A 19,348-nucleotide genomic window follows, 5' to 3' on the forward strand; every position below is an offset into this window, starting at 1 on the left:
CCGCTGAAAGCAGCAGGATGAGGGCGGAGCTCGGGATGAGGATCAGGTCGGGGATCATCCCAAGCCTTTGATCTTGGCTGGCTGACTGGCGGCGAACTGCGATCAACGACAAGCCCACGCGGTCCGCTGCCAATGCCGGCCCTTGGTCGCTAATGCTGTGACCGGTAACCTTCACCGGCCGGTTGCACCTGGCAGCTGCGGCTGGCAGGGACTTCAAAGATGAGTTCGAGACCGTCCTCTTCGTCCCACTGTTCTCCGACCTGGACGAAGCCGAAGCCGGCGATCGTGGCCAGGGACGCCACGTTGTCGGGACTAATCGTCGCCCGTACGGTCTTGACCGCCGGTTCGGCCGCGGCCCGACGCAGCAACTCGATCAGGATGGCTCGGCCATACCCCTGGCGACGGAAGTCGGGAGCAACCGAGTAGCCGATCTCTACCATGCCCGCCTCATCGGGCGGTCCGTGAAACCCGGCGTGACCGATGACGCCGCCTTCAGGCCCGGTTACCACCTGCCGCACCATCCACCGTGCGTGGCCGGGGTCGGCGGCCATCTGGTCGATCCGAAACCGCCACAGCCACCGTGCTGTGTCTGTCACAAAGTAGTCGGTCAGAGCGACCCCAGCCGTATTGCTGGCTGTGGGCAGATCCCCATCGAGCAGAGCGGACATCGCGGTGCTCGACAACTCGACAAAGCGCACATGCTTCGGACTGGTGGGGAACGACGTCTGGCGATCGGCTTCATCTGTCACCGTGCGGATGGTCGCAGACTGTCCGACAGACGTCCAACGAATTTTGGAGTGATTGATCAACTGAACTTGCTCACGACAGTCATAGGCCGCCTTGAGCAGGGCGATACCGTCGGCTCCGAAGACCTCAGCCTGTTCGATGCGCGCGGGCAGCGCCTTGGGCAGCCGGAAGTCCTCGACCCGGCGGTCATACCGGTCATACCAGTCAGGCTCAGCCACGCCGGTCAGCCAAAAGGGGCGGAGCCATTCGTCGCCGCTCATGTCGAATTCCTGGAACGTCATCATCGCGATGGCAGGTTCTTGCTGTCGGGGCAGACTGTGCCCTCGGCCCTGGGCGGGGCCATCGTGGCATACGGCGTCGACCGTGTGGCTGCCGAGCGGATGGCCGCCGAGGATCCGTTTGTTGTGGCCGGCGTCGCCACGTACACGGTCACGACGATCGATGTGGGGCGGGTACACGCGGCGTTGACTGCGGTGCTGGAGGTGGAGCGGTCTCGGGTGCGCGGCTGATGGCGCACGCGATGCCGGGCCCACGCGGGTGGAAGCGGCGGTCCCCGGAAACCACCGCTCCTTGACGGCAACCGGCGTCGACGCGCCTTCACAACCCACCACATCGCACCGATCCTGACAGGCCCTTTTCAATCACCGCTGATGGGGTGCGCACCGGCATATCCGCCCGTATGACCGAAAATCGCTTGCCCCACATGACGGGCTCAGGGGAACGTGGTGTCCATGATGCTCTGACGGACAGCACCCCGCCCCATTCCACGATGCCACGGCGCCGATCCGCGCCGCGAGGCCGCCCACCCACACCTCTGTTCAGCAAAGAGAGCGTCTTTGTCTCAGCAACCCTCCCAGAAAGATCTCCTGTCCACGGGTTCGGCCACCGTCGCCGTGTTCGCCTCCCCCACCAGTTGGATCGAGTCCGATGCCCTCGCGCAGTGCCACCAGGTGGCCGCCCTCGACGGCATGACGCACGTCGCCGCCATGCCGGACCTGCATCCCGGCAAGGGCGCCCCCATCGGTGCCGCCATGGCCTCGACCAGGCTCTACCCGTTCCTGGTGGGCTCCGACATCGGCTGCGGCATCGCCGTGTTCCCCATCAAACTCAAGCGCGCCGTACCCGAGAGGCTCGCCGCCCGGTTCCCCGACCTCGATCGCGCGCTGCATCCCGGGCGGGATGCCGACGACCCGGCCTGGGCCGTGGTGAAGGGCGACATTCCCGCGGGCCACGTCGAGGGCCTCGGGACGGTGGGCCGGGGCAACCACTTCGCCGAGCTGGCGCGGATCGGGACCGTCTTGGAGCCGGAGCACGCGAGCCGGCTCGGACTCGCCGCCGGCGACCTGGTCCTCATCGTCCACAGCGGTTCCCGCGGGCTGGGCGAACGCATCCTGCGGGCACACACCGAGGTCCACGGCGCGGGCCCGGCCCCTGATCCCGACGCCTACCTGGCGATGCACGACGACGCCGTACGCTGGGGGTCGCTCAACCGGCGGCTGATGGCCGCCCGGGTCGCCCACGCGCTGGGGACCGAGCCCACCGAGCCGATCGTCGACCAGTGCCACAACCTGGTCGAAATCCGCGACGGGGGCTACCTGCACCGCAAGGGGGCGGCGCCGGGTGACGGCCGCGACGTGCTCATCGCCGGTACGCGAGGCACCCCCTCCTACCTCGTGGCCGCCCACGCCGGACCGGAGGCCGGCCATTCCGTGGCGCACGGCGCGGGCCGCAAGATGTCGCGGGCGGACGCCCTGCGCCGGGGCCGGGCCAAGCACACGGTCGAGGAGCTGCGCCGCACCCCGGTGGGGTCTCTGGTGGTGTGCGGCGACCGCCAACTGCTCTTCGAGGAGGCGCCGGCGGCCTACAAGCGCATCGAGCAAGTGATCAACGACCTCGTCGCCCACGACCTGGCCACGCCCGTGGCCACCACGATCCCGCTGGTCACCTACAAGACGGCCGACCTCGGGTCCACGCCTCAGAGGGACCACCGGGACCAGCGCCGCAAGCGAGGCCGGCCGTGAGCGTCCACCTGCTCCTGTCGGCCGGGCGCGGCCCGCAGGAATGCGCCTGGGCACTGGCCAAGTTGCTGCACCGCCTGGAAGCCGACGCCACCCGGCAGGGCCTAGAGACCCGTCGGGCCGAAACCGTTCCCGGTGACCGGCCCGGCACCTACCGATCGGCCCTCGTCCAGATCACAGGTGACGGCGCCGAGGCCTTCGCCGCCTCGTGGACCGGAACCCTGTGCTGGCAGGCCCCCAGCCCCTACCGGACCAACACCGGCCGCAAGAACTGGTACGTCATCGCCCGGCCGTGCCGGCTCGACGCCCCGCGTACGCGGTTCGAGGAAGCAGACGTCGACATCGTCGCCTGCCGCACCGGCGGCCCCGGCGGCCAACATCGCAACAAGGCCAGCACAGCGGTACGGGCGACCCACCGGCCCACGGGGATCGTCGTCGTGGCCGACACCGAACGGCAGTTCAGCCTCAACCGCCGCATCGCCATGCGGCTGCTGCGACAGCGCATCGAGCACGGCAACGAGGCGGCAGAGCGCGCCGCCACCACCGCCCGCTGGCACATCCACGACGAGCTCGTACGCGGCAACCCCACCCGCGTCGAACGCCCCGAAACGTCGAAACAGGACCCACAGGAGCAGACCTACCAGCAACGGCCGCACCCGCATCCCCGGCTGCGGTCGCCGAGGCTGAACGGGTAATAGGATTTTCCTTGCCGCCATTACTGCGCCGGCTCTACCTGGAGGCGACCAATGGGGGGCCAGGACCGGGCCATGGCGTCCTCGGGCTCCCTATGGAATACACCGGCCAATCGACCGACATAGTCCAATGCCACGAGATATGGAGCTCCGGCCCGGATGCCCTTGTCCCTCCCGGCCTGGTCTGGCTGTGCAATTGGGGGACTGCGATCTGGTCGCTGGGTGGATTGACGTGATTCTCTGGGGAAAATGTGGATATGGGACCCCATGGGCCCCCACCTCCAGCCGAACCAGCTCGGCCCGGCGGCAGAGGCCGGAGCGGAACGTTCGGCATTGTCGCCGCACAACATGACCATTGCCGAATGGCTTACCGAATGGTTGAGCGACTCGTTCACGAAAGACTTCAGGGCTTCCAGCCTTCGTGCCGTCGCGGCACGCCGAGGCGCTGGTTGACCATCTGCGCCGCCAAGGACTCGGTACGGCGGCCTCTGCCCGCCGTACCGAATAGCGGAACGCCCTCTCACAGAACCTCACGCGACTATCGTGGAATCGAGCATTTCCGTGGGAGGTGACGTGCGTAGGCGTGCACTGTCCATCGGGGTCGGGTCCCATTCTTCCGACGGCACGGACGACGAAGATGACCTGCCGTTCGCCGGGGAGCTGGCCAAAGAGCTCGCCCAGTCGCTGGAACAGCTCGGCTATGTCGCCAGGACACACGCGGACCTGCCCACCCAGCAACTCGGTCATCTGGTCTTGAGCCAGCTCAAGGAGCGAGAAGCCGACGCCGTGATGGTCATACATGTGATCAGCCATGGCAGAGTCGAGGAACGTACCGGCGCTCTGTGGATACCGGGTACCGACGGGCAACCGGCCGATGGACTGACCGAGGTCGAGCACTGGCTCCGGCAGGTGGAGCGCGGCTCCGACGGGGCACTGGTCCTGTTCCTGCTCGACCTGTGTCAGTCCGGGATCGCGGCACGATTACCCTGGCAGGCGGCACTGGCCGACGGACGCGCCCGAGCTTGGGTGCTGGCGGCTTGTGCGAGCGACCGAGCCGCCTTCGACGGCCGTTTCTCCCAGGCCGTCATCAACGTGCTCCGAAAGGTCGGACAGGGTGACCTCGACATCGATCCGGCACTTCCGTACGTCCCTTATGTCACGGTAGCCCGGGCGGTGCGAGAAGAGGTCAACCGGCTCGCCGACGAGGCCGACGCCGATCGCCAGCAGGTGACCGGTACTCTCGTCGACTCCACTACCGACCTGACCGACCTGGCCTTCTTCCCCAACCCGGCACATGATCCGCACGATCCGGGGCGGCGGCTGCGGGCCGGCCTCGATGCCGGCCTTCTGCCCTTTCTCGACGACCTCGACGAAGCACTCGACGCCCGCCATTTCATCGAACGCGCCTCCGGAGTCAGCCCGTTCCGCCGCGCGCCTGGATTCTCCACCCCCTCGGGCTGCTTCACCGGTCGCCGCAAGGAGTTGCGCCGGCTGTCCTGGCTGCTCGGCACCGAGCCTCGCGGCACGGGGACGGCCACGACCCTGGGCGTCGTCACCGGCAGTCCGGGCGTCGGCAAGTCGGCACTGCTCGGCGTGCTCGTTTGCGCGTTCCACCAGGGGCTCGCAGAAAGCACCCGATTGGTGTGGCAGCACGTCAGCCGCGCGCTGATGACCGTCCGCGGCCCCTTCGCGGCCGTACACGGTCGCGGCAGGCGGCTGGACGAGATCGTCGCTTCCTTCGCCAGGCAGCTCAGCCTGCCCGCCATGGACTTCCCGGACGATCTTGTCGACGCGATCGCGGCTCTGCCGACCCCGCCGGCGCTGATACTGGATGCGCTCGATGAGGCCGACAATGGGCCGCTGGTGATGGAAGAGCTGGTCATTCCGCTCGCCCGGACGGTACGGCAGGACGGTACGGCGGCCTCGCGGCTGATCGTCGGCGTCCGGAAGTACGGCGACTACCTACCGCTGCGCAACCTGGCCAAGCGCGACGGCTACCTGGCCGACCTGGACGACCAATCGCGGGAAGTGCTGGAGGACGATCTGGAGGAGTACGTCAGCGAACTGCTCAAGGCGAGCACTGCCTATGCCGGCCGCGAAGCGGTCCGCAACTCGTTCGCCAGGGGCGTCGCGGCGTCGCTTTCCGCCGCACCGGAGCAGGGCGTACGCCATCGCTGGGGGGAATACCTGGTGGCGGGGTTGTTCACCCGCCACATGGTGGCGACCACGATCGACGACGCGATCGAGGATGCGGACTTCGCCCGTCAGTACGGCGAAAGCGCCCCGCGCAGCCTGCCGGAGGTGCTCGCACTCGACCTCAATCACGGGATGCCGCCCCTGCTCAGACCTCTGCTGTCCGCGCTGGCCCGCACCTACGGCAACGGAATGCCGCTGTCGGTGCTGCGCCGCGTGTGCCGGGCCTACTTGGGCGACTTCCCGCCACCGGACATCGGCGAATTACGGAACGTGCTCGACGCCGGGCGCTTCTACCTGCGCCAGTCCACCGACGAGGACGGCACCACGCTGTACCGGCTCTTCCACCAGGGCCTCGCCGACCACCTGCTGGGACGTGGTCAAGGGCGGGGCGTGCGCGCGTTCGAACGTTTTCAGGTCTCCGACTTCCTCGATCTGCTGATGGCCCCGCTCCGGACCCCGGACGGGCTGGACTGGACAGCCGGCGAACCCTATGTCGTACGGCACCTGCTCCAGCACGCCGCAGACGCGGAACGTCTGGAGGAGCTCGTCACCGTGGTGCCCCAGAACGTACTCGAGATATCGGCCTACATGCGGCAACCCGCCGAGGATGCGGACCGCGCGCAAACCGGCCCCGCTGGCCTGCTGTCGCGCTGGGCACCGCCACCCGACCGCGACCAGACCGGCCCTTCCCCCATGCGGCCACGCCTGGCACCGCCACCCGACCGTGACCAGACCGGCCCTACCTTCACGCGGCCACGTCGGCCGCCATCGCCCGATCGCGGGCAGCCTGGTCCCCATGTCCGCGGACGGCACCGTCCGGCCTCGTCCGGCACGAACGCACGCAACGAGATCGCCCAGAGTCCAGCGGGCGAGGACAGGCTCTCACCCGGCGGATTGGACGAGATCTACGCAGCCGAAGCCTGGCGCCCCGAGCCCGGGCTGGTGCTTGGCGGGTGTTGGCGTCTGACTGCTCCGCCCGACACGGCAGACCGGGTGCGCGGCTCGCTCTGGACGGCGCACCGGGTCGGGAACCCGGACGAGGAGGTGCTGGTCAAGCTCGCACCCATCGGCAGGCACGGCTCGTCGACCAAGGCCGGCCTCCGACGCAGACGTGCACTGCGCAACGACGCGCGGGTCAACATCTCACACCCCGGGATCAGATCCATCCTCGACGAGGGCGAAGACCGCGACTTCGCCTACCTGGTGATGCCCCACTACAAACCGGGCAGCCTGAGCTTGCACTTCTCCGCCCGATCGAGACCTCGCACCCTGTTCGGCTGCCTGAACTTGTGCGACCAGATCCTGGCGGGCCTGACCGCCGCGCACAGCCAGGGCTTCGTCCATCTGGACGTCAAGCCAGGCAATGTCGTGCTGGAGGGGCGTCAAGTCCGGCTCATCGACTGGGGCCTGTCGACCCCTTTCCGCACGGAAGACCCGCGACGGGAGGCCATGGCGGGTGGCACGCCGTTCTTCGCCAGCCCCGAGCAGATCCTCAGACCACCGGGGTGGTGCACGCCCCTGGCCGATCTGTACGGGGTAGGCGCCGTACTCTACTGGCTGATCACCGGCCTGCCTCCAATGATCGATCGACTGGGACCGGCCCACGCTCCGCAGATCGCCCGCTTCCTACGAGATGGCGGCCGCCCCACGCCCATCCATGAGCTGGCGTCCGGTGTCCCCGCCGAAATCGCCATGCTGACCTCCCAGTGGCTGAGCTTCGAGCCCGCCGACCGGCTTCCCTCGTCGAAGGCACCCCAGAAAGCCGCAACCTTGGCACGGCAGCGGCTGCACGCCATACGCGGCAGAACCAGCCGCAAGCAAGATGTCCGGCTGAGACCCATGCCCCAACTCAGCGAGTTGCCCACTCGAGCCTACACCGGAGACCTATAACCATGATCGTCGGCGTGCACGGGATCTGGAACTACAGCTATTACCGTTCGAGCCGGGATGCCACCGTGGCCACCGCGGCGATCAGTTCGGACTGGACGGCCTGGCTGCGTGAAGGGCTCACCACCGCCCGGGGAAAGCCGGACGACGCACCCGTCCGAGTCGCCTATTACGCCCACCACCTGCACCGGGGCACCGCGCAGGGCGCCGACATCACTCAGCTGGACGAGGACGCGCAAACCCTTCTCACCGACTGGGTCGAACTGTTGCGGGAAGCTCCCGTGATCTCCCAAGGCACCCGTACGATTCGGGCGCGCGCCGCAGTCGACTGGCTGACCGCCCACTACGGAGAGCCGGCCCGCAGATTCGCCATGATCTTCGCCAGGGAGGTCTCCTCGTACCTGAAAACACCGAACGGCAGACGCAGGTTGGCTGCCCGCGACGCCGTCGCGGAGACCATCCGCACCGCCGCCCGGCAGGACGAGGCCGTCACCGTCGTGGCCCATTCACTGGGCAGCGTGGTGGTTTATGAGGCACTGTGGGCACATCCGGAACTGCGCGTCGACCGCCTCGTCACCCTCGGCAGCCCGCTCGGTATGCCGGGCGTCGTCTTCGACCGGCTCGACCCCGCACCGGGCAGCCGCGGCAGCCGCCCACCCGGTGTGAGCGAGTGGATCAACCTGGCCGACATCGGCGACCTCGTCGCGGTGCCACGGACCGGGCTGAGCAGCGCCTTCGACGGGGTGGTTTCGGAGAACCCCGCCCTGACCATTGCCAAGTGGGACTTCCACACCGTACGAAGCTATTTGAGCTGCGCCGATGTAGCAGCAGTGACAGGGACGCGGTGACAGGCCGGCGGACGACGTGACCCGTCCTGCCCCTGACCACCCGCTTGGGCCACGGTGCATGGCCGGGGGCGGCCTGGCGGAGACGTCGAGCCGGTGGACCCGTAGCGCGTCCAGCTCGTAAGCGGCGCACGTATCGACTGGGCCCTGTCCGGCGGCGACCCCTGTCATCTTTTTCGCGCTCCCGCGCCACGGACATCGGCGCGCACGGCCCCGCCCTCTTCACGGAGCCCCAGGTCCAAGGCACCGCACGCCTCCAGGCGGAGCCCGGGGGCACCCGTTGGCAGGAAGCGGACGCGCCGGGGCAGCTTACTGCCTCCCATTCGTCTGGTTCGGCGATTGCCGAAAGCGCAGAGTTGGTTGTGCGAGAACGAAACACAAACAACTCACAAAGGGACCGAAGAAATGATCCTCACCGCTTCCGCCAAGGCCCGCCGCGTCTCCCGCTTCTCGCTCGTCATCGGCGCCGGAATCATCGCCGGAATCTTCACCCTGAACGCCGCCCCCGCCTCCGCCGACAGCACCTGGGACCGCTCCTCCAGCAGCGTCACCAGCTCCGACAGCACCTGGGACACCCCCTCCAACCTGGACGACAGCACCTGGGACACCCCGAGCGCCACCACCGACGACAGCACCTGGGACTAAGCCCCCGACAAATTCGAGAAACGAATAGGATAAGCTGCTCAACAATCAGCTCACATCGGCGCCGAAATCCTCGGACCCCATGACATGAGCACCCTGCCCGCAAAGCACGAGAACATCAGAGCAACCGCACTCGACAAACTGACGGCAAACCGGCAACCTGGCCCGTCTCGACTCGGTTCTCACCGACGACCGCCGGCCTTCTTCCATGGCGACGCCAGAAACCCGGCCCCCGGTCAACACACTGGTCGCCCAGCACGACGAGGTCATCCCTTCGCCGCCGAATCGAACGCACACCACCCGGCCGCGGACACCTCCGAATCCACCAGATCAATGGTGGTAACGCCCCGAGCACTGCCCGGCACGGCCCTCGAACGGGACCTCGATCGATTACCCGACCGCTCCGTAGCCAAGTACGGGAGCTACGCCGGCAACTCCGGGTTCACGTCACTATCGGCAGGCTGCGGTCCAGGCCGGTCATGTGCAGCAGTCTGGACATGAACGGGCGTGGCGCGGTCAGGACCACAGTGATGCCCATCAGTCGCGCGCGGCGCTGGATGCCCACCATGACGCCCAGTCCCGCGGCATCGCAGAAGGAGACCGCGGACAGGTCGAGAACGAGCAGGCTCGTGCTGCACCGCAGGATGTCCAGCAGACGCGAGCGCAGCGCTGGGCTGGTGAAGATGTCGATCTCGCCGGAGAGGCGGACAGTGGTCGGCGCCGACTGGTCAGCTCTTCCGAGTGGGAAGGCGTCGGTGACGGTCATGCGATCCTCCGATCGGCGGAGAGAGGCATGTGGCTCTCGGCAGACTCCACCGGGCTGCGGGCGGGACGGGTCCTGTGGACCCGGGTCGATGACGTATCCGCCCTCGTTCTCCCAGTCGGCGTTCTCCCGGTCGGCGTTCTCCCGGTCGGCGTTCTCCCGGTCGGCGTTCTCCCGGTCGGCGTTCTCCCGGTCGGCGTTCTCCCGGTCGGCCGAGGCGTGGGCGCGCGGCGCGGAGGTGGCCGGCTCGGCGGGCCGGCGCGAGCTCGGCGGGAGCATCGCCTGGCAGGGCTCCGCGTCAGGCGGGACGACCAGCAGCGCGACGGCTTCGGCCTCGGCGAAGGTCAGGACGATCAGGTGGAGATCGGCCTCGCGCGGGCAGTCCACCCCGATCTCCCTGCCGCGGGCGGAAAGTCGGTCCGGGACGCCGTCCCAGCCATCGGGATGAAGGCCGACGCGCAGCGTGACCCCGCCCAGCCGCTGGTCGACCTCGGCTATGAGGTCAGGCAGTTCGGCGGCGGCGTCACGAGTGTGGGGCCACCAAACTCCGGCTGTGACGCGCTGCCGGTAAAGGACGGGATCCAGCCAGAGCCGGACCGCGGAGTCGATCGCGGAGTCGATCGCGGGCGGCGCATCGGCAACGGCGCTCAGCGGCGCGGGTTGCGTCGGCAGTGCAGGGTACGCCAGCAGTATGGGTGTCATGATCGTTGGCCTGTCTCCGGCCTCACCACCTCTACGACGGGGGCCCGATTTTTTATCGCCGGGGGCGACGCCGACCTGGATGCCAACGCTCGAAAAACCTCGGTGCTCTCACCCTACCGCCGAATGATGAAATTATTCCTTTCTGGAAGCAAAAAGCCGTTGACTTTCGAGCCCATCCGGGGGCCTGCGACAATGGACCACCGGAACGGCAGCAGGGGACCACGTCCGTCGTCCGGCTCGGCGCCCACCGCCCTCGCCTCTCACAGCCCCTCACACCTCAGCCTCGGTCCGAGCTCTTCGGGAGCGGCCCCGGAACGGCGGATCAGGTGTCCTCAGAGGCCCGTATCGACCTGCGGCCCGAGCCCCCGCCAGAGCGACGATCGCGTGCGGACGCTCACTCCGAGAACGGCCACGGGGTCGTCGGAACCAACCGCGACCCCGGCACACTCCCAGGCCGGGCCAGGCCAGGCCAGGTCGGGGGCAGGGCGCGAGCCGGCGAGTCACCAACGGAACCGGGAAACCTCGCCACGCGCCGCAATGGACGAGAACACCTCACCATAGTGCGCCGGTGGCTTGTGCTAAGATGCTGGGTGTTGCAGTTGTGGTCCCCATAAAGACTTTGTGCGCGCCTGCAGAGTGTGATCCTCGGGCGCGTTTTTCTTTGCCGGTCATTTCCGTATGGGCTCATCGCGGCGACACGGAGTTCACGACATGCGAATTCCGTTGGTTTCTGCACTTATCTAAGGAGATCGACATGGCATCCGGAACCGTGAAGTGGTTCAACTCCGAAAAAGGTTTCGGCTTCATCGCGCAGGACGGCGGCGGCGCCGATGTCTTCGCGCACTACTCCAACATCGTCTCCAACGGCGGCTACCGCGAGCTGACCGAAGGCCAGAAGGTGTCTTTCGACATCGTCCAGGGCCAGAAGGGCCCGCAGGCGGAGAACATCGTCGCCGCCTGACCTGGCGCATGCCAAACGAGGCCGGACCCGTCCCCCAGCACGTGGGGACGGGTCCGAGCTGATTTCGGCGCAGTCCCCTTCGCGTTGCCGTAAGCGATCTTGGATCGATCGTCTTCGCGGATGTCGTACGTCTCGACCCAGTTGGCCGCTTCCTCCATGTTCTCGAATGGGTCGTCCACGGAGAACGTGATGCGATCGCTGCCATGGCCTCCGGACGCGATGCCGGGCCATGGTGCTGTGTTTCTAGCCAACGACGGGGAGCACAACAGCGGAGGACCTGCCCGGGTCGTGGAAGATCGCCTGATCCGCGGTGAGCAGGTGGGTGGCAGTGCCGAGGGCGGCGCCGGTGCCCGGGTTGCGGGCCACCCGGGGGTAGGCGCCGCTGCACACGTGCAGCCGGACGCGGTGCCCGGTGCGGAAACGGTGCGCGGCCGGCCAGAGCTCCACCTCGACCCGCCGCACGCCGTCACCGTCCGGCTCCGGCCTGGCCGGCGCAAGCCGCCGCATACCCTCACACAGGTTGAGCGACTCGCCCTTCGGGCCGACGTCGCACAGCCGTACGACGACGTCAGTGTGCATGCGGTCGGACCGCACGTAAAGCTCCGCGCTGACGGGGCCGATGATCTCCAGATCGTCGGTCAGCACCGGGCCGGTGAAGGTGAGCACGTCGTGGCGGCTCTCCAACCGGCGCTGGTCGGCCGGCCTGCCGTGGCCGGCGATCGAGGGGCCGGAGATGCAGGGCGTCGGATGCGCAGGATCGTACCGGTAGGTGTCCGGGGCCGACTGGGGCGGATCCACCGGGGCGAGCCCGCCGCCGGGCTGAAGCCGCCACCTTTCCTCACGGATGCCGGGCACCGGCCAGTCGGAGAACTCGCGCCACTCATCGGCTCCCGTGACGTACAACCGGACGGGGTCCTCCCGTAGCTCCGAGGGATCGCCGGCGAGGTGGGCGCGGAACCAGGTGAGCGCCTCGCTCACCGCGGCGCGCATCATCCGGCCGTCGGAGTGGGACCAGGGTCCGATCGTGAGGTAGGGCCGCCGGCCGGCCGCGCGCAGCGCCGCGTAGTCCTTGAGCTGCCACGGTAGGAAGACGTCGTACCAGCCGCCCATCATGTTCACCGGCGCCTCAACCGCGGCCACGGCGGCGCTGAAATCGCGCCCGGCCCAGAACGGCGTCTGCGGCCCGTTCCGCAGCACCTCCTGGAAGAACCTGCTCTGCCGCCCAGTGGCGAGCGCGTCGAGTTCGGCCAGCGGACGGCCCGACAGCGCGGCGCGCCGGGCCCGGCGGGGCGAGACGAAATCCGCGGTCAGCCATGAGAGCGGACGCTCCATCCGGACCGTCATATCGACCCACGTCAGCGTGGCCTCCAAGGCGAAGCCGCCCCCGCAGTACATCGCGTCGTGGAACTGCGACGCGGTCACCTGAATCGCCATCGCCTTCAGCTCGGGACCCGCTTCGGCGGCGATCGCCCACTGGGCGAAACCGATATAGCTGGGGCCGAACATGGCGAACGAGCCGTCGAACCACGGTTGCGCCCGCAGCCACTCCACCGTGGCGAGGCCGTCATCGCGCTCGTCGCCGAGTGGATCGAAGGCTCCGCCGGAGCCGAACCCCCCGCGGACGCTCTGCACCACCGAGTGGAAGCCGTGCGCGGCGAAGACGTAACCGTACAGCATTCCGAACGGACCGCGCCGGCCGTACGGCGAGCGGACCAGGATGGTCGGGGAACGTTCCAACCCCACCGGCAGGTAGTGATCGCTGAGCAGAACCACGCCCTCCGCGACCGGAACGGCCAAGTCCCGCTGCACGGCGACATGGTGGGAACCACGGGGCAACCGCATCGCGGCCGCCCCCAGCCGACGAGCCCACCCCATGACCTCATGCTATGAGCTGCGTCCCGGCACCCGTGGTACGGGTCCTCCGCACGTCGAACACGCCGATGTCAGTGACGACCGTGCCGACGGCCGCACGGGCCCCATGACCCCGTTCTCGGAATGGATCATGATCGCGCGGTCACGGAGATGCTGGCCGGCCGAGTGGTCGTGCGCACTTGCCGGCGTGGATGAGGGCCTTGGGCTGGTTGACGGGATTTTGCACGACCGTCATGCCGCCGAAACATCGGACGGCGACCGTGAAGCGAACCCGATGATCATCGGCATCGTCAACGATGGGAGTTTCCCATTTCCACCGACCACTGGAGCTCGGCAAGCCGGAGGAGCCTGCTCGCCGCCGGTCTGGCCGCAACGTTCGCGACCGGCGTCGCCGCCCCCGCCCAGGCCTCGCCCGCCGACAAGGACGGCCGTGGCGGTTCCAAGCCCGCGAAGTGGGACCACCACCTCAGGTCCACACCGGACAAATTACATTGGGGCGGCTACCCGATCGGCTGGGAGCCCGGCCTCACGATGAGATCGGGTGAGACCGTCCGCGTCGACACCCTCTCCCACCAGGGCTTCACCAACCCTGCCATCCACCCGCGCGACTACTTCGGCGCATTCGGGGTCAAGCCGCACGAGATCCTGCCCGACGGGCTGGCGTTCTGGGAGACTCTCCCCGAACGCCAGGCCACGGACAGGCAGTACGGCGGGCACGTCCTGACCGGCCCGATCTACATCCAGGGCGCCGAGCCAGGCGACACCATCGCCATCGACATCCTCGACATCGACACCCGAGTGCCCTACGGCTTCAACAACACCGCCCCGACCGGCGGTGTCATGGCCACGTTCTACCCCGGTTGGCGTGAAGGCGACGAGGGCCTCGACATACCCGCCGAGATCCCGCCCGGCCTGCCGGCCGGCGTCTGGCCCGACGTCCGCACCCACCTCTACCGGACCGGCATGTACCGGGGCGAGGAGGTCGTCTTCTTCGCCGACGACATCATCATTCCGACCCACAAGTTCATGGGGATCATCGCGGTCGCTTCGCCGACGGGCGAGTTCATCGGCAACACCGAGGACGCGGCGCCACCGGCCACCGGCGTGCAGAACTCGACGCCTCCGGGCAAGTTCGGCGGCAACATGGACGTCCGCGACCTCAACGTCGGAACGACGCTCTACCTCCCGGTCTTCCAGCCGGGCGCGCAGATCTTCATCGGTGACCCGCACAGCTGCCAGGGTGACGGCGAGGTCAGCGGGACCGCCGTCGAGCACTCACTCGCCGGCACGTTCCGCATCACCCTGATCAAGAATGTGGAAACCGAGCTGCCGTGGGCCGAGACCGACGACCACTGGCTCATGATGGGCATCCACTGGGACCTCGACCGCGCCATGCGGATCGCGGTCGAGAAGACCGTCGACTTCCTCGTCACCACCCGAGGCATGACCGTCCCCAAGGCCTACTCGTTCGCCTCGATCGCCGTGAACTACCACAACGCCGAGGTCGTCGACCGCACCCAGGTCGTGACCGGATACATCCCCAAGAGCGTTTTCAAAGGCCGCCGCTGATCTCACCTCGGTGTACAGGAGGCCGGTCGCCCAGATGAGTGGCGGCCGGCCCATCGGCCTGTCCTCAGCGTGAGGACTTCCGGCAGCGGTTCGCGCGAGAGATCAGCCTGGCCCGGACCGTGAGCGGGTTCTTCACGGCCGGGGCGGTGGACGCCCGGCTCGTGGCACGAGATGTGGCACCGCACCGTGCACGAGGAGCCGGACCTGACGGCACTACCGCCCATCAGGGACGGGGCGGTGCGTGCCGCCCGCTGGATCGACACCGCCCTGCGCGAGAAGTAGCCCGGACACCGGGTTCATGGCGAAGTAGTCGGGCGTGACCGCGGCGAGCGCGGCGCAGCCGCCGTACGAGCCGCCCATGATGCCGATGCGTCCGAGGCACCGCACGCCTCCAGGCGGCGCCCGGGGGCACCCGTTGGCAGGAAGCGGACGCGCCGGGGCAGCTTACTGCCTCCCATTCGTCTGGTTCGGCGATTGCCGAAAGCGCAGAGTTGGTTGTGCGAGAACGAAACACAAACAACTCACAAAGGGACCGAAGAAATGATCCTCACCGCTTCCGCCAAGGCCCGCCGCGTCTCCCGCTTCTCGCTCGTCATCGGCGCCGGAATCATCGCCGGAATCTTCACCCTGAACGCCGCCCCCGCCTCCGCCGACAGCACCTGGGACCGCTCCTCCAGCAGCGTCACCAGCTCCGACAGCACCTGGGACACCCCGAGCGCCACCACCGACGACAGCACCTGGGACTAAGCCCCCGACAAATTCGAGAAACGAATAGGATAAGCTGCTCAACAATCAGCTCACATCGGCGCCGAAATCCTCGGACCCCATGACATGAGCACCCTGCCCGCAAAGCACGAGAACATCAGAGCAACCGCACTCGACAAACTGACGGCAAACCGGCAACCTGGCCCGTCTCGACTCGGTTCTCACCGACAACCGCCTGGCCTTCCTCCACGGCGACGCCAGAAACCCGGCCCCCGGTCAACACACGTGTCCCCCGGAACGACGAGGTCGGCCCCGCCGCTTCCACCAGTCACCGTCGAGCAAGATCCGCGCACCTGGGTCCTGATCCGCAGCCGGCCGTCCGGTCGGTAGACCTCAGTGTCGACACGTTGCGTTACAGATGAACATTTTGGACGAGATGTCCGTACAAAGATCCCGTAGCTCCTCGACAGTGGTCCATATTTCCCCATGCCGTACTTCACTCGGAATCCCCAACGAGTTCTGCCCGCTTTCAGGAAATGGAGAAGACGGATTCCAGCCCGTCGGTCGAGACGGTGATGCCGAGGCCAGGGCCCCGTGGCGCCGACCCCCGGCCGTCTGACGACCTCGGCTGGTAGCCGGCGACGTGACCGTCGGTCCAGTCGTTCATGAAGGAGGCGTTCTGGAAGTTCTCCGGCCGCAGCGGTGACCGCCGATTGAGGCATTTACCCGGATTCGCCCTCACTTGCGACCGGAAGTGTCGTGGCCTTCGAAACTAATTCCTTGGCCAAGTAATGGATGAACGGCCGCCCATTACGGAATCCTTGAGAAGGCGAGACCCCCGCTGCCCCCGAAGCGATCAACGAGTGCGATGGCGGACCCGTGGAACAGCTGGAATACCGAAGGCTCATCAAGGTGCTGGAGCAAGTGGCCGGGGCTCGGGAGGGTGAGCTCTATCCGGTGCTGGCCGAGGCTGTCGCCGTCCACCTCGGGTGGGTCGACGCGTTCCTGGCCGAGAACCCAGCGTATCTGGCGCTGGGAAGCGAGGGCGAGGAGCAGTACCTCACCATGTTCCGGCCGGCCTTCGTGGAGGAATACGTCGAGCGCTGGCGCTGGAACAATCCGTTCGCCTCGCACGACGGCGTCACCTGCCTGACCCGCCACGGTGTGGCGACCCTCGGACAGCTCCGCCTGCGGGCGACCGGGCCGGAGCGGGACTTCGCCAACAAATTCCTGCGCCGCAACGGCATCGACGACATGCTGAAGATCGTCGTCAGGTCCCCGGCCACGGGCGCGATCAGCACGCTGGGGGTGCCGTTCGACGGTGATCGGCGCGCCATCGAGCCGGGTGACCTGCTGATGGCGGCCACGCTGGGCCCGTTGCTGAGTCCGTACTTCGACGCGAATCTCGTGCCGGCCGCCGTACGGGACCTCACCTCGGATGAGTGAGAAACACTTCACCCGCTTCCTTGAGAAGACGGGATGTGGCACCCTGCCCGAGCTGATCACCCGGTGGAAACGCCGTCCGACGAGCTGACCGGGCCCTACTGCGGCGGTGGGCACCACGGAAAATCGTTCGCTCCCCCGGTACGCCCTGCGGCAGCATGGTCGCGGGCGGTACCGGCACTCGGGAGGGCGGATGGCTGTGCTCGGATCACTTGAGGCATCCGCGGACGGCTCATCCAAGCGGAAATCCGCCATGCTGCTGGCGCTGCGCTACTACTGCGGCGAGCTGAGGCGCCAGTGGCGGGTCGCGGCGCCCGCGCTGACGTTGCCGGCGATGGGCAACATCTGCCTGTTCTACCTGGCGCCGCTGATGGTGGCCGCGCTGGTCGGGCACCTGGCCGGCGGCGGGGAGGGCACCCTGGCCGCGCTGCTGCCCTACGTGCTCGGCTTCGGCGCACTGCTGCTGGCGGGCGAGGTGCTGTGGCGGTTGGGCCTGCACTTCCTGAACCGTACGGACTCCCGGGGCATCGAGCGGCTCGGTGTGGTGGGCATGGACGAGCTGCTGGCCAAGGACGCGGCGTTCTTCCATGACAACTTCGCCGGTTCGCTGACCAAACGGGTGCTGAGCTTCTCCGGCAGGTTCGAGGAGTTCGCCGACACGCTCACCTTCTCGATCATCGCGAAGCTGGTGCCGCTGGCCTTCGCCTCGGTCGTGCTGTGGCGGTATCACCCGCTGCTGGTCCTCGTCCTGGTGGGCCTCATCATCGTCACCGGCTGCGCCGTCGCCCCGCTGATCCGCCGTCGCCAGGCTCTGGTCGACGAACGTGAGGCCGCCAAAGTGCTGGTGTCGGGACACGTCGCCGACGTGCTGGCCAACATGGAGACGGTACGCTCCTTCGCCGCCGAAGACCGCGAGGCCGTCGAGCATCGGGCGAGGATCGCCGAGCAGCAGCGGCTGACGCTCCGCTCCTGGGACTACAGCAACCTGCGGGTGGACACCGTCGTCGCCCCGATCTCGGTCCTCACCAGTGCCGTGGGCCTGCTCCTCGCCGTGGCGCTGCGAGGTGGCCTGGGCGTGGAGGCCATCGTGGTGACGTTCACGTACTACGCGAACACCATCAGCATCATGTTCGAGTTCAACCAGATCTACCGGCGTATGGAGAGCGTACTGACCGAAGCGGCCCAGTTCACCGAGCTGCTCCTCGTGCCGCCGACCGTGGTGGATCCGGCCGACCCGCAGCCGTTGCTTCCGTCCGACGCGAGCGTCCGCTTCGAGCGGGTGAGGTTCGCCCACGCCGCCGGCCAGTCCCTGTTCGAGGGCCTGGAGCTGGACATCCCCAGCGGCTCCAAGATCGGGCTGGTGGGCCAGTCCGGCGGTGGCAAGACCACCCTCACCCGGCTGTTACTGCGGCTCATGGACGTGGACGGGGGCCGGATCCTGATCGGCGGCCAGGACATCGCCCGGCTGCGCCAGGCCGACCTGCGCAGCCTCATCGCCTACGTCCCCCAGGAACCCGCCATGTTCCACCGGTCGATACGGGACAACATCGCCTTCGCCCGGCCGGGCGCCACCGATGAGGAGATCTTCCGGGCGGCGCGGGCGGCGCATGTCACGGAGTTCGCCGAGTCCCTGCCGGACGGATTCGACACCCTGGTCGGCGAGCGCGGCGTCAAGCTCTCCGGCGGCCAGCGGCAACGCCTCGCGCTCGCGCGCGCCATCCTGCGCGACGCCCCGATCCTGCTGCTGGACGAGGCGACCAGCGCGCTGGACTCCGAAAGCGAGCTCCTCGTCCAGCAGGCCCTGTGGCACCTGATGCAGGACCGTACGGCGCTCGTGGTCGCGCACCGCCTGAGCACCGTCGTCCGCATGGACCGGCTCGTCGTGCTCAACCGGGGGCACATCGTGGAGCAGGGCACGCACGGCGAGTTGCTCCAGGCCCAGGGCCCCTACGCCCGGCTGTGGCGGCACCAGTCCGGCGGTTTCCTCGTCGACGACGACATCCCGGACGCGCTCCATCGCTGACCGAGCCCCTTCCGGAACGGAGGCCCAGTCGATGCGGTCGAGCCACATCATGGTCTTTCAGGTCGAGCGGCTTGTGGCGGGCGGGCTCGTCCGGGAACCGCGCCGGGCGGTGGTAGCCGTGCGGGGCTGATGATGACGGCCTGGCCGGAGATCTCCAGTGCGACCCGGGACATCCCGGGCGGCCAGCGCCGACCGGCGTCCTGAGCTCCGCGGGCACCAGCTTGCGGGGTGCGAAACTGCGACCCGTAGGCTGACCTGGACGTACGCGAGTCTGCTCAGTCCA

At 68.0% G+C, this 19,348-nt stretch carries 15 protein-coding genes; 11 read left to right on the forward strand and 4 right to left on the reverse strand.

Annotation, left to right across the window (positions count from 1 at the left end; translation table 11 throughout):
• Positions 1-149 precede the first annotated feature (149 nt).
• Positions 150-1,031 (reverse strand): GNAT family protein, encoded by an 882-nt coding sequence (locus ABGB18_RS28985; protein WP_347698788.1) that lies wholly within the window; start codon positions 1,029-1,031, stop codon positions 150-152.
• A gap of 15 nt (positions 1,032-1,046) precedes the next feature.
• On the opposite strand from ABGB18_RS28985, the gene ABGB18_RS28990 reads away from it, so the two are divergent.
• From ABGB18_RS28990 to ABGB18_RS29015, 6 genes are all read left to right on the forward strand, one after another.
• Entirely contained in the window at positions 1,047-1,256 is a 210-nt protein-coding gene (locus ABGB18_RS28990; RefSeq protein WP_347698789.1) for a hypothetical protein, read from the forward strand.
• 327 nt (positions 1,257-1,583) lie between these two features.
• The gene (locus ABGB18_RS28995) at positions 1,584-2,768 is read left to right on the forward strand and encodes an RNA ligase RtcB family protein (RefSeq protein ID WP_347698790.1); all 1,185 of its coding nucleotides are present in this window, start codon (positions 1,584-1,586) and stop codon (positions 2,766-2,768) included.
• Entirely contained in the window at positions 2,765-3,460 is a 696-nt protein-coding gene (gene prfH, locus ABGB18_RS29000; RefSeq protein WP_347698791.1) for a peptide chain release factor H, read from the forward strand. Before ABGB18_RS28995 ends, prfH begins: the two co-directional genes overlap by 4 nt.
• A 570-nt stretch (positions 3,461-4,030) precedes the next feature.
• Complete coding sequence (locus tag ABGB18_RS29005; RefSeq protein WP_347698792.1) at positions 4,031-7,543, forward strand: protein kinase; 3,513 nt, start codon at positions 4,031-4,033, stop codon at positions 7,541-7,543.
• 2 nt (positions 7,544-7,545) lie between these two features.
• Positions 7,546-8,388 (forward strand): alpha/beta hydrolase, encoded by an 843-nt coding sequence (locus tag ABGB18_RS29010; protein WP_347698793.1) that lies wholly within the window; start codon positions 7,546-7,548, stop codon positions 8,386-8,388.
• Positions 8,389-8,790: 402 nt separating this feature from the next.
• The gene (locus tag ABGB18_RS29015) at positions 8,791-9,030 is read left to right on the forward strand and encodes a hypothetical protein (RefSeq protein ID WP_347698794.1); all 240 of its coding nucleotides are present in this window, start codon (positions 8,791-8,793) and stop codon (positions 9,028-9,030) included.
• A 439-nt stretch (positions 9,031-9,469) separates the two neighbouring features.
• Here ABGB18_RS29015 and ABGB18_RS29020 read toward each other — a convergent pair whose 3' ends face one another.
• Positions 9,470-10,492: an STAS domain-containing protein gene (locus ABGB18_RS29020; RefSeq protein ID WP_347698795.1), complete on the reverse strand. Its 1,023-nt coding sequence runs from the start codon at positions 10,490-10,492 to the stop codon at positions 9,470-9,472.
• 754 nt (positions 10,493-11,246) lie between these two features.
• On the opposite strand from ABGB18_RS29020, the gene ABGB18_RS29025 reads away from it, so the two are divergent.
• Positions 11,247-11,453 (forward strand): cold-shock protein, encoded by a 207-nt coding sequence (locus tag ABGB18_RS29025; RefSeq protein ID WP_103960032.1) that lies wholly within the window; start codon positions 11,247-11,249, stop codon positions 11,451-11,453.
• A gap of 243 nt (positions 11,454-11,696) precedes the next feature.
• Here ABGB18_RS29025 and ABGB18_RS29030 read toward each other — a convergent pair whose 3' ends face one another.
• Positions 11,697-13,328, reverse strand: coding sequence for a CocE/NonD family hydrolase (locus tag ABGB18_RS29030; protein ID WP_347698796.1), 1,632 nt, complete (start codon positions 13,326-13,328; stop codon positions 11,697-11,699).
• 528 nt (positions 13,329-13,856) lie between these two features.
• On the opposite strand from ABGB18_RS29030, the gene ABGB18_RS29035 reads away from it, so the two are divergent.
• Positions 13,857-14,894: an acetamidase/formamidase family protein gene (locus ABGB18_RS29035; protein WP_347698797.1), complete on the forward strand. Its 1,038-nt coding sequence runs from the start codon at positions 13,857-13,859 to the stop codon at positions 14,892-14,894.
• A 213-nt stretch (positions 14,895-15,107) separates the two neighbouring features.
• Here the strand turns inward: ABGB18_RS29035 and ABGB18_RS29040 are convergent, their stop codons facing one another.
• On the reverse strand, positions 15,108-15,281 hold the full coding sequence (locus ABGB18_RS29040) for a hypothetical protein (RefSeq protein WP_347698798.1): 174 nt from the start codon (positions 15,279-15,281) through the stop codon (positions 15,108-15,110).
• A gap of 153 nt (positions 15,282-15,434) precedes the next feature.
• On the opposite strand from ABGB18_RS29040, the gene ABGB18_RS29045 reads away from it, so the two are divergent.
• The 3 genes from ABGB18_RS29045 to ABGB18_RS29055 all read left to right on the forward strand — a co-directional run bounded on the left by ABGB18_RS29045 (position 15,435) and on the right by ABGB18_RS29055 (position 19,065).
• Complete coding sequence (locus ABGB18_RS29045) at positions 15,435-15,641, forward strand: hypothetical protein (protein ID WP_347698799.1); 207 nt, start codon at positions 15,435-15,437, stop codon at positions 15,639-15,641.
• Between the two features lie 837 nt (positions 15,642-16,478).
• Complete coding sequence (locus ABGB18_RS29050; RefSeq protein ID WP_347698800.1) at positions 16,479-17,045, forward strand: hypothetical protein; 567 nt, start codon at positions 16,479-16,481, stop codon at positions 17,043-17,045.
• A gap of 190 nt (positions 17,046-17,235) precedes the next feature.
• Positions 17,236-19,065, forward strand: coding sequence for an ABC transporter ATP-binding protein (locus ABGB18_RS29055; RefSeq protein WP_347698801.1), 1,830 nt, complete (start codon positions 17,236-17,238; stop codon positions 19,063-19,065).
• The last annotated feature ends 283 nt before the right edge of the window (positions 19,066-19,348 follow it).

The sequence above is a fragment of the Nonomuraea sp. B12E4 genome (assembly GCF_039871825.1).
In the GTDB taxonomy this organism is placed as follows: Bacteria; Actinomycetota; Actinomycetes; order Streptosporangiales; family Streptosporangiaceae; genus Nonomuraea.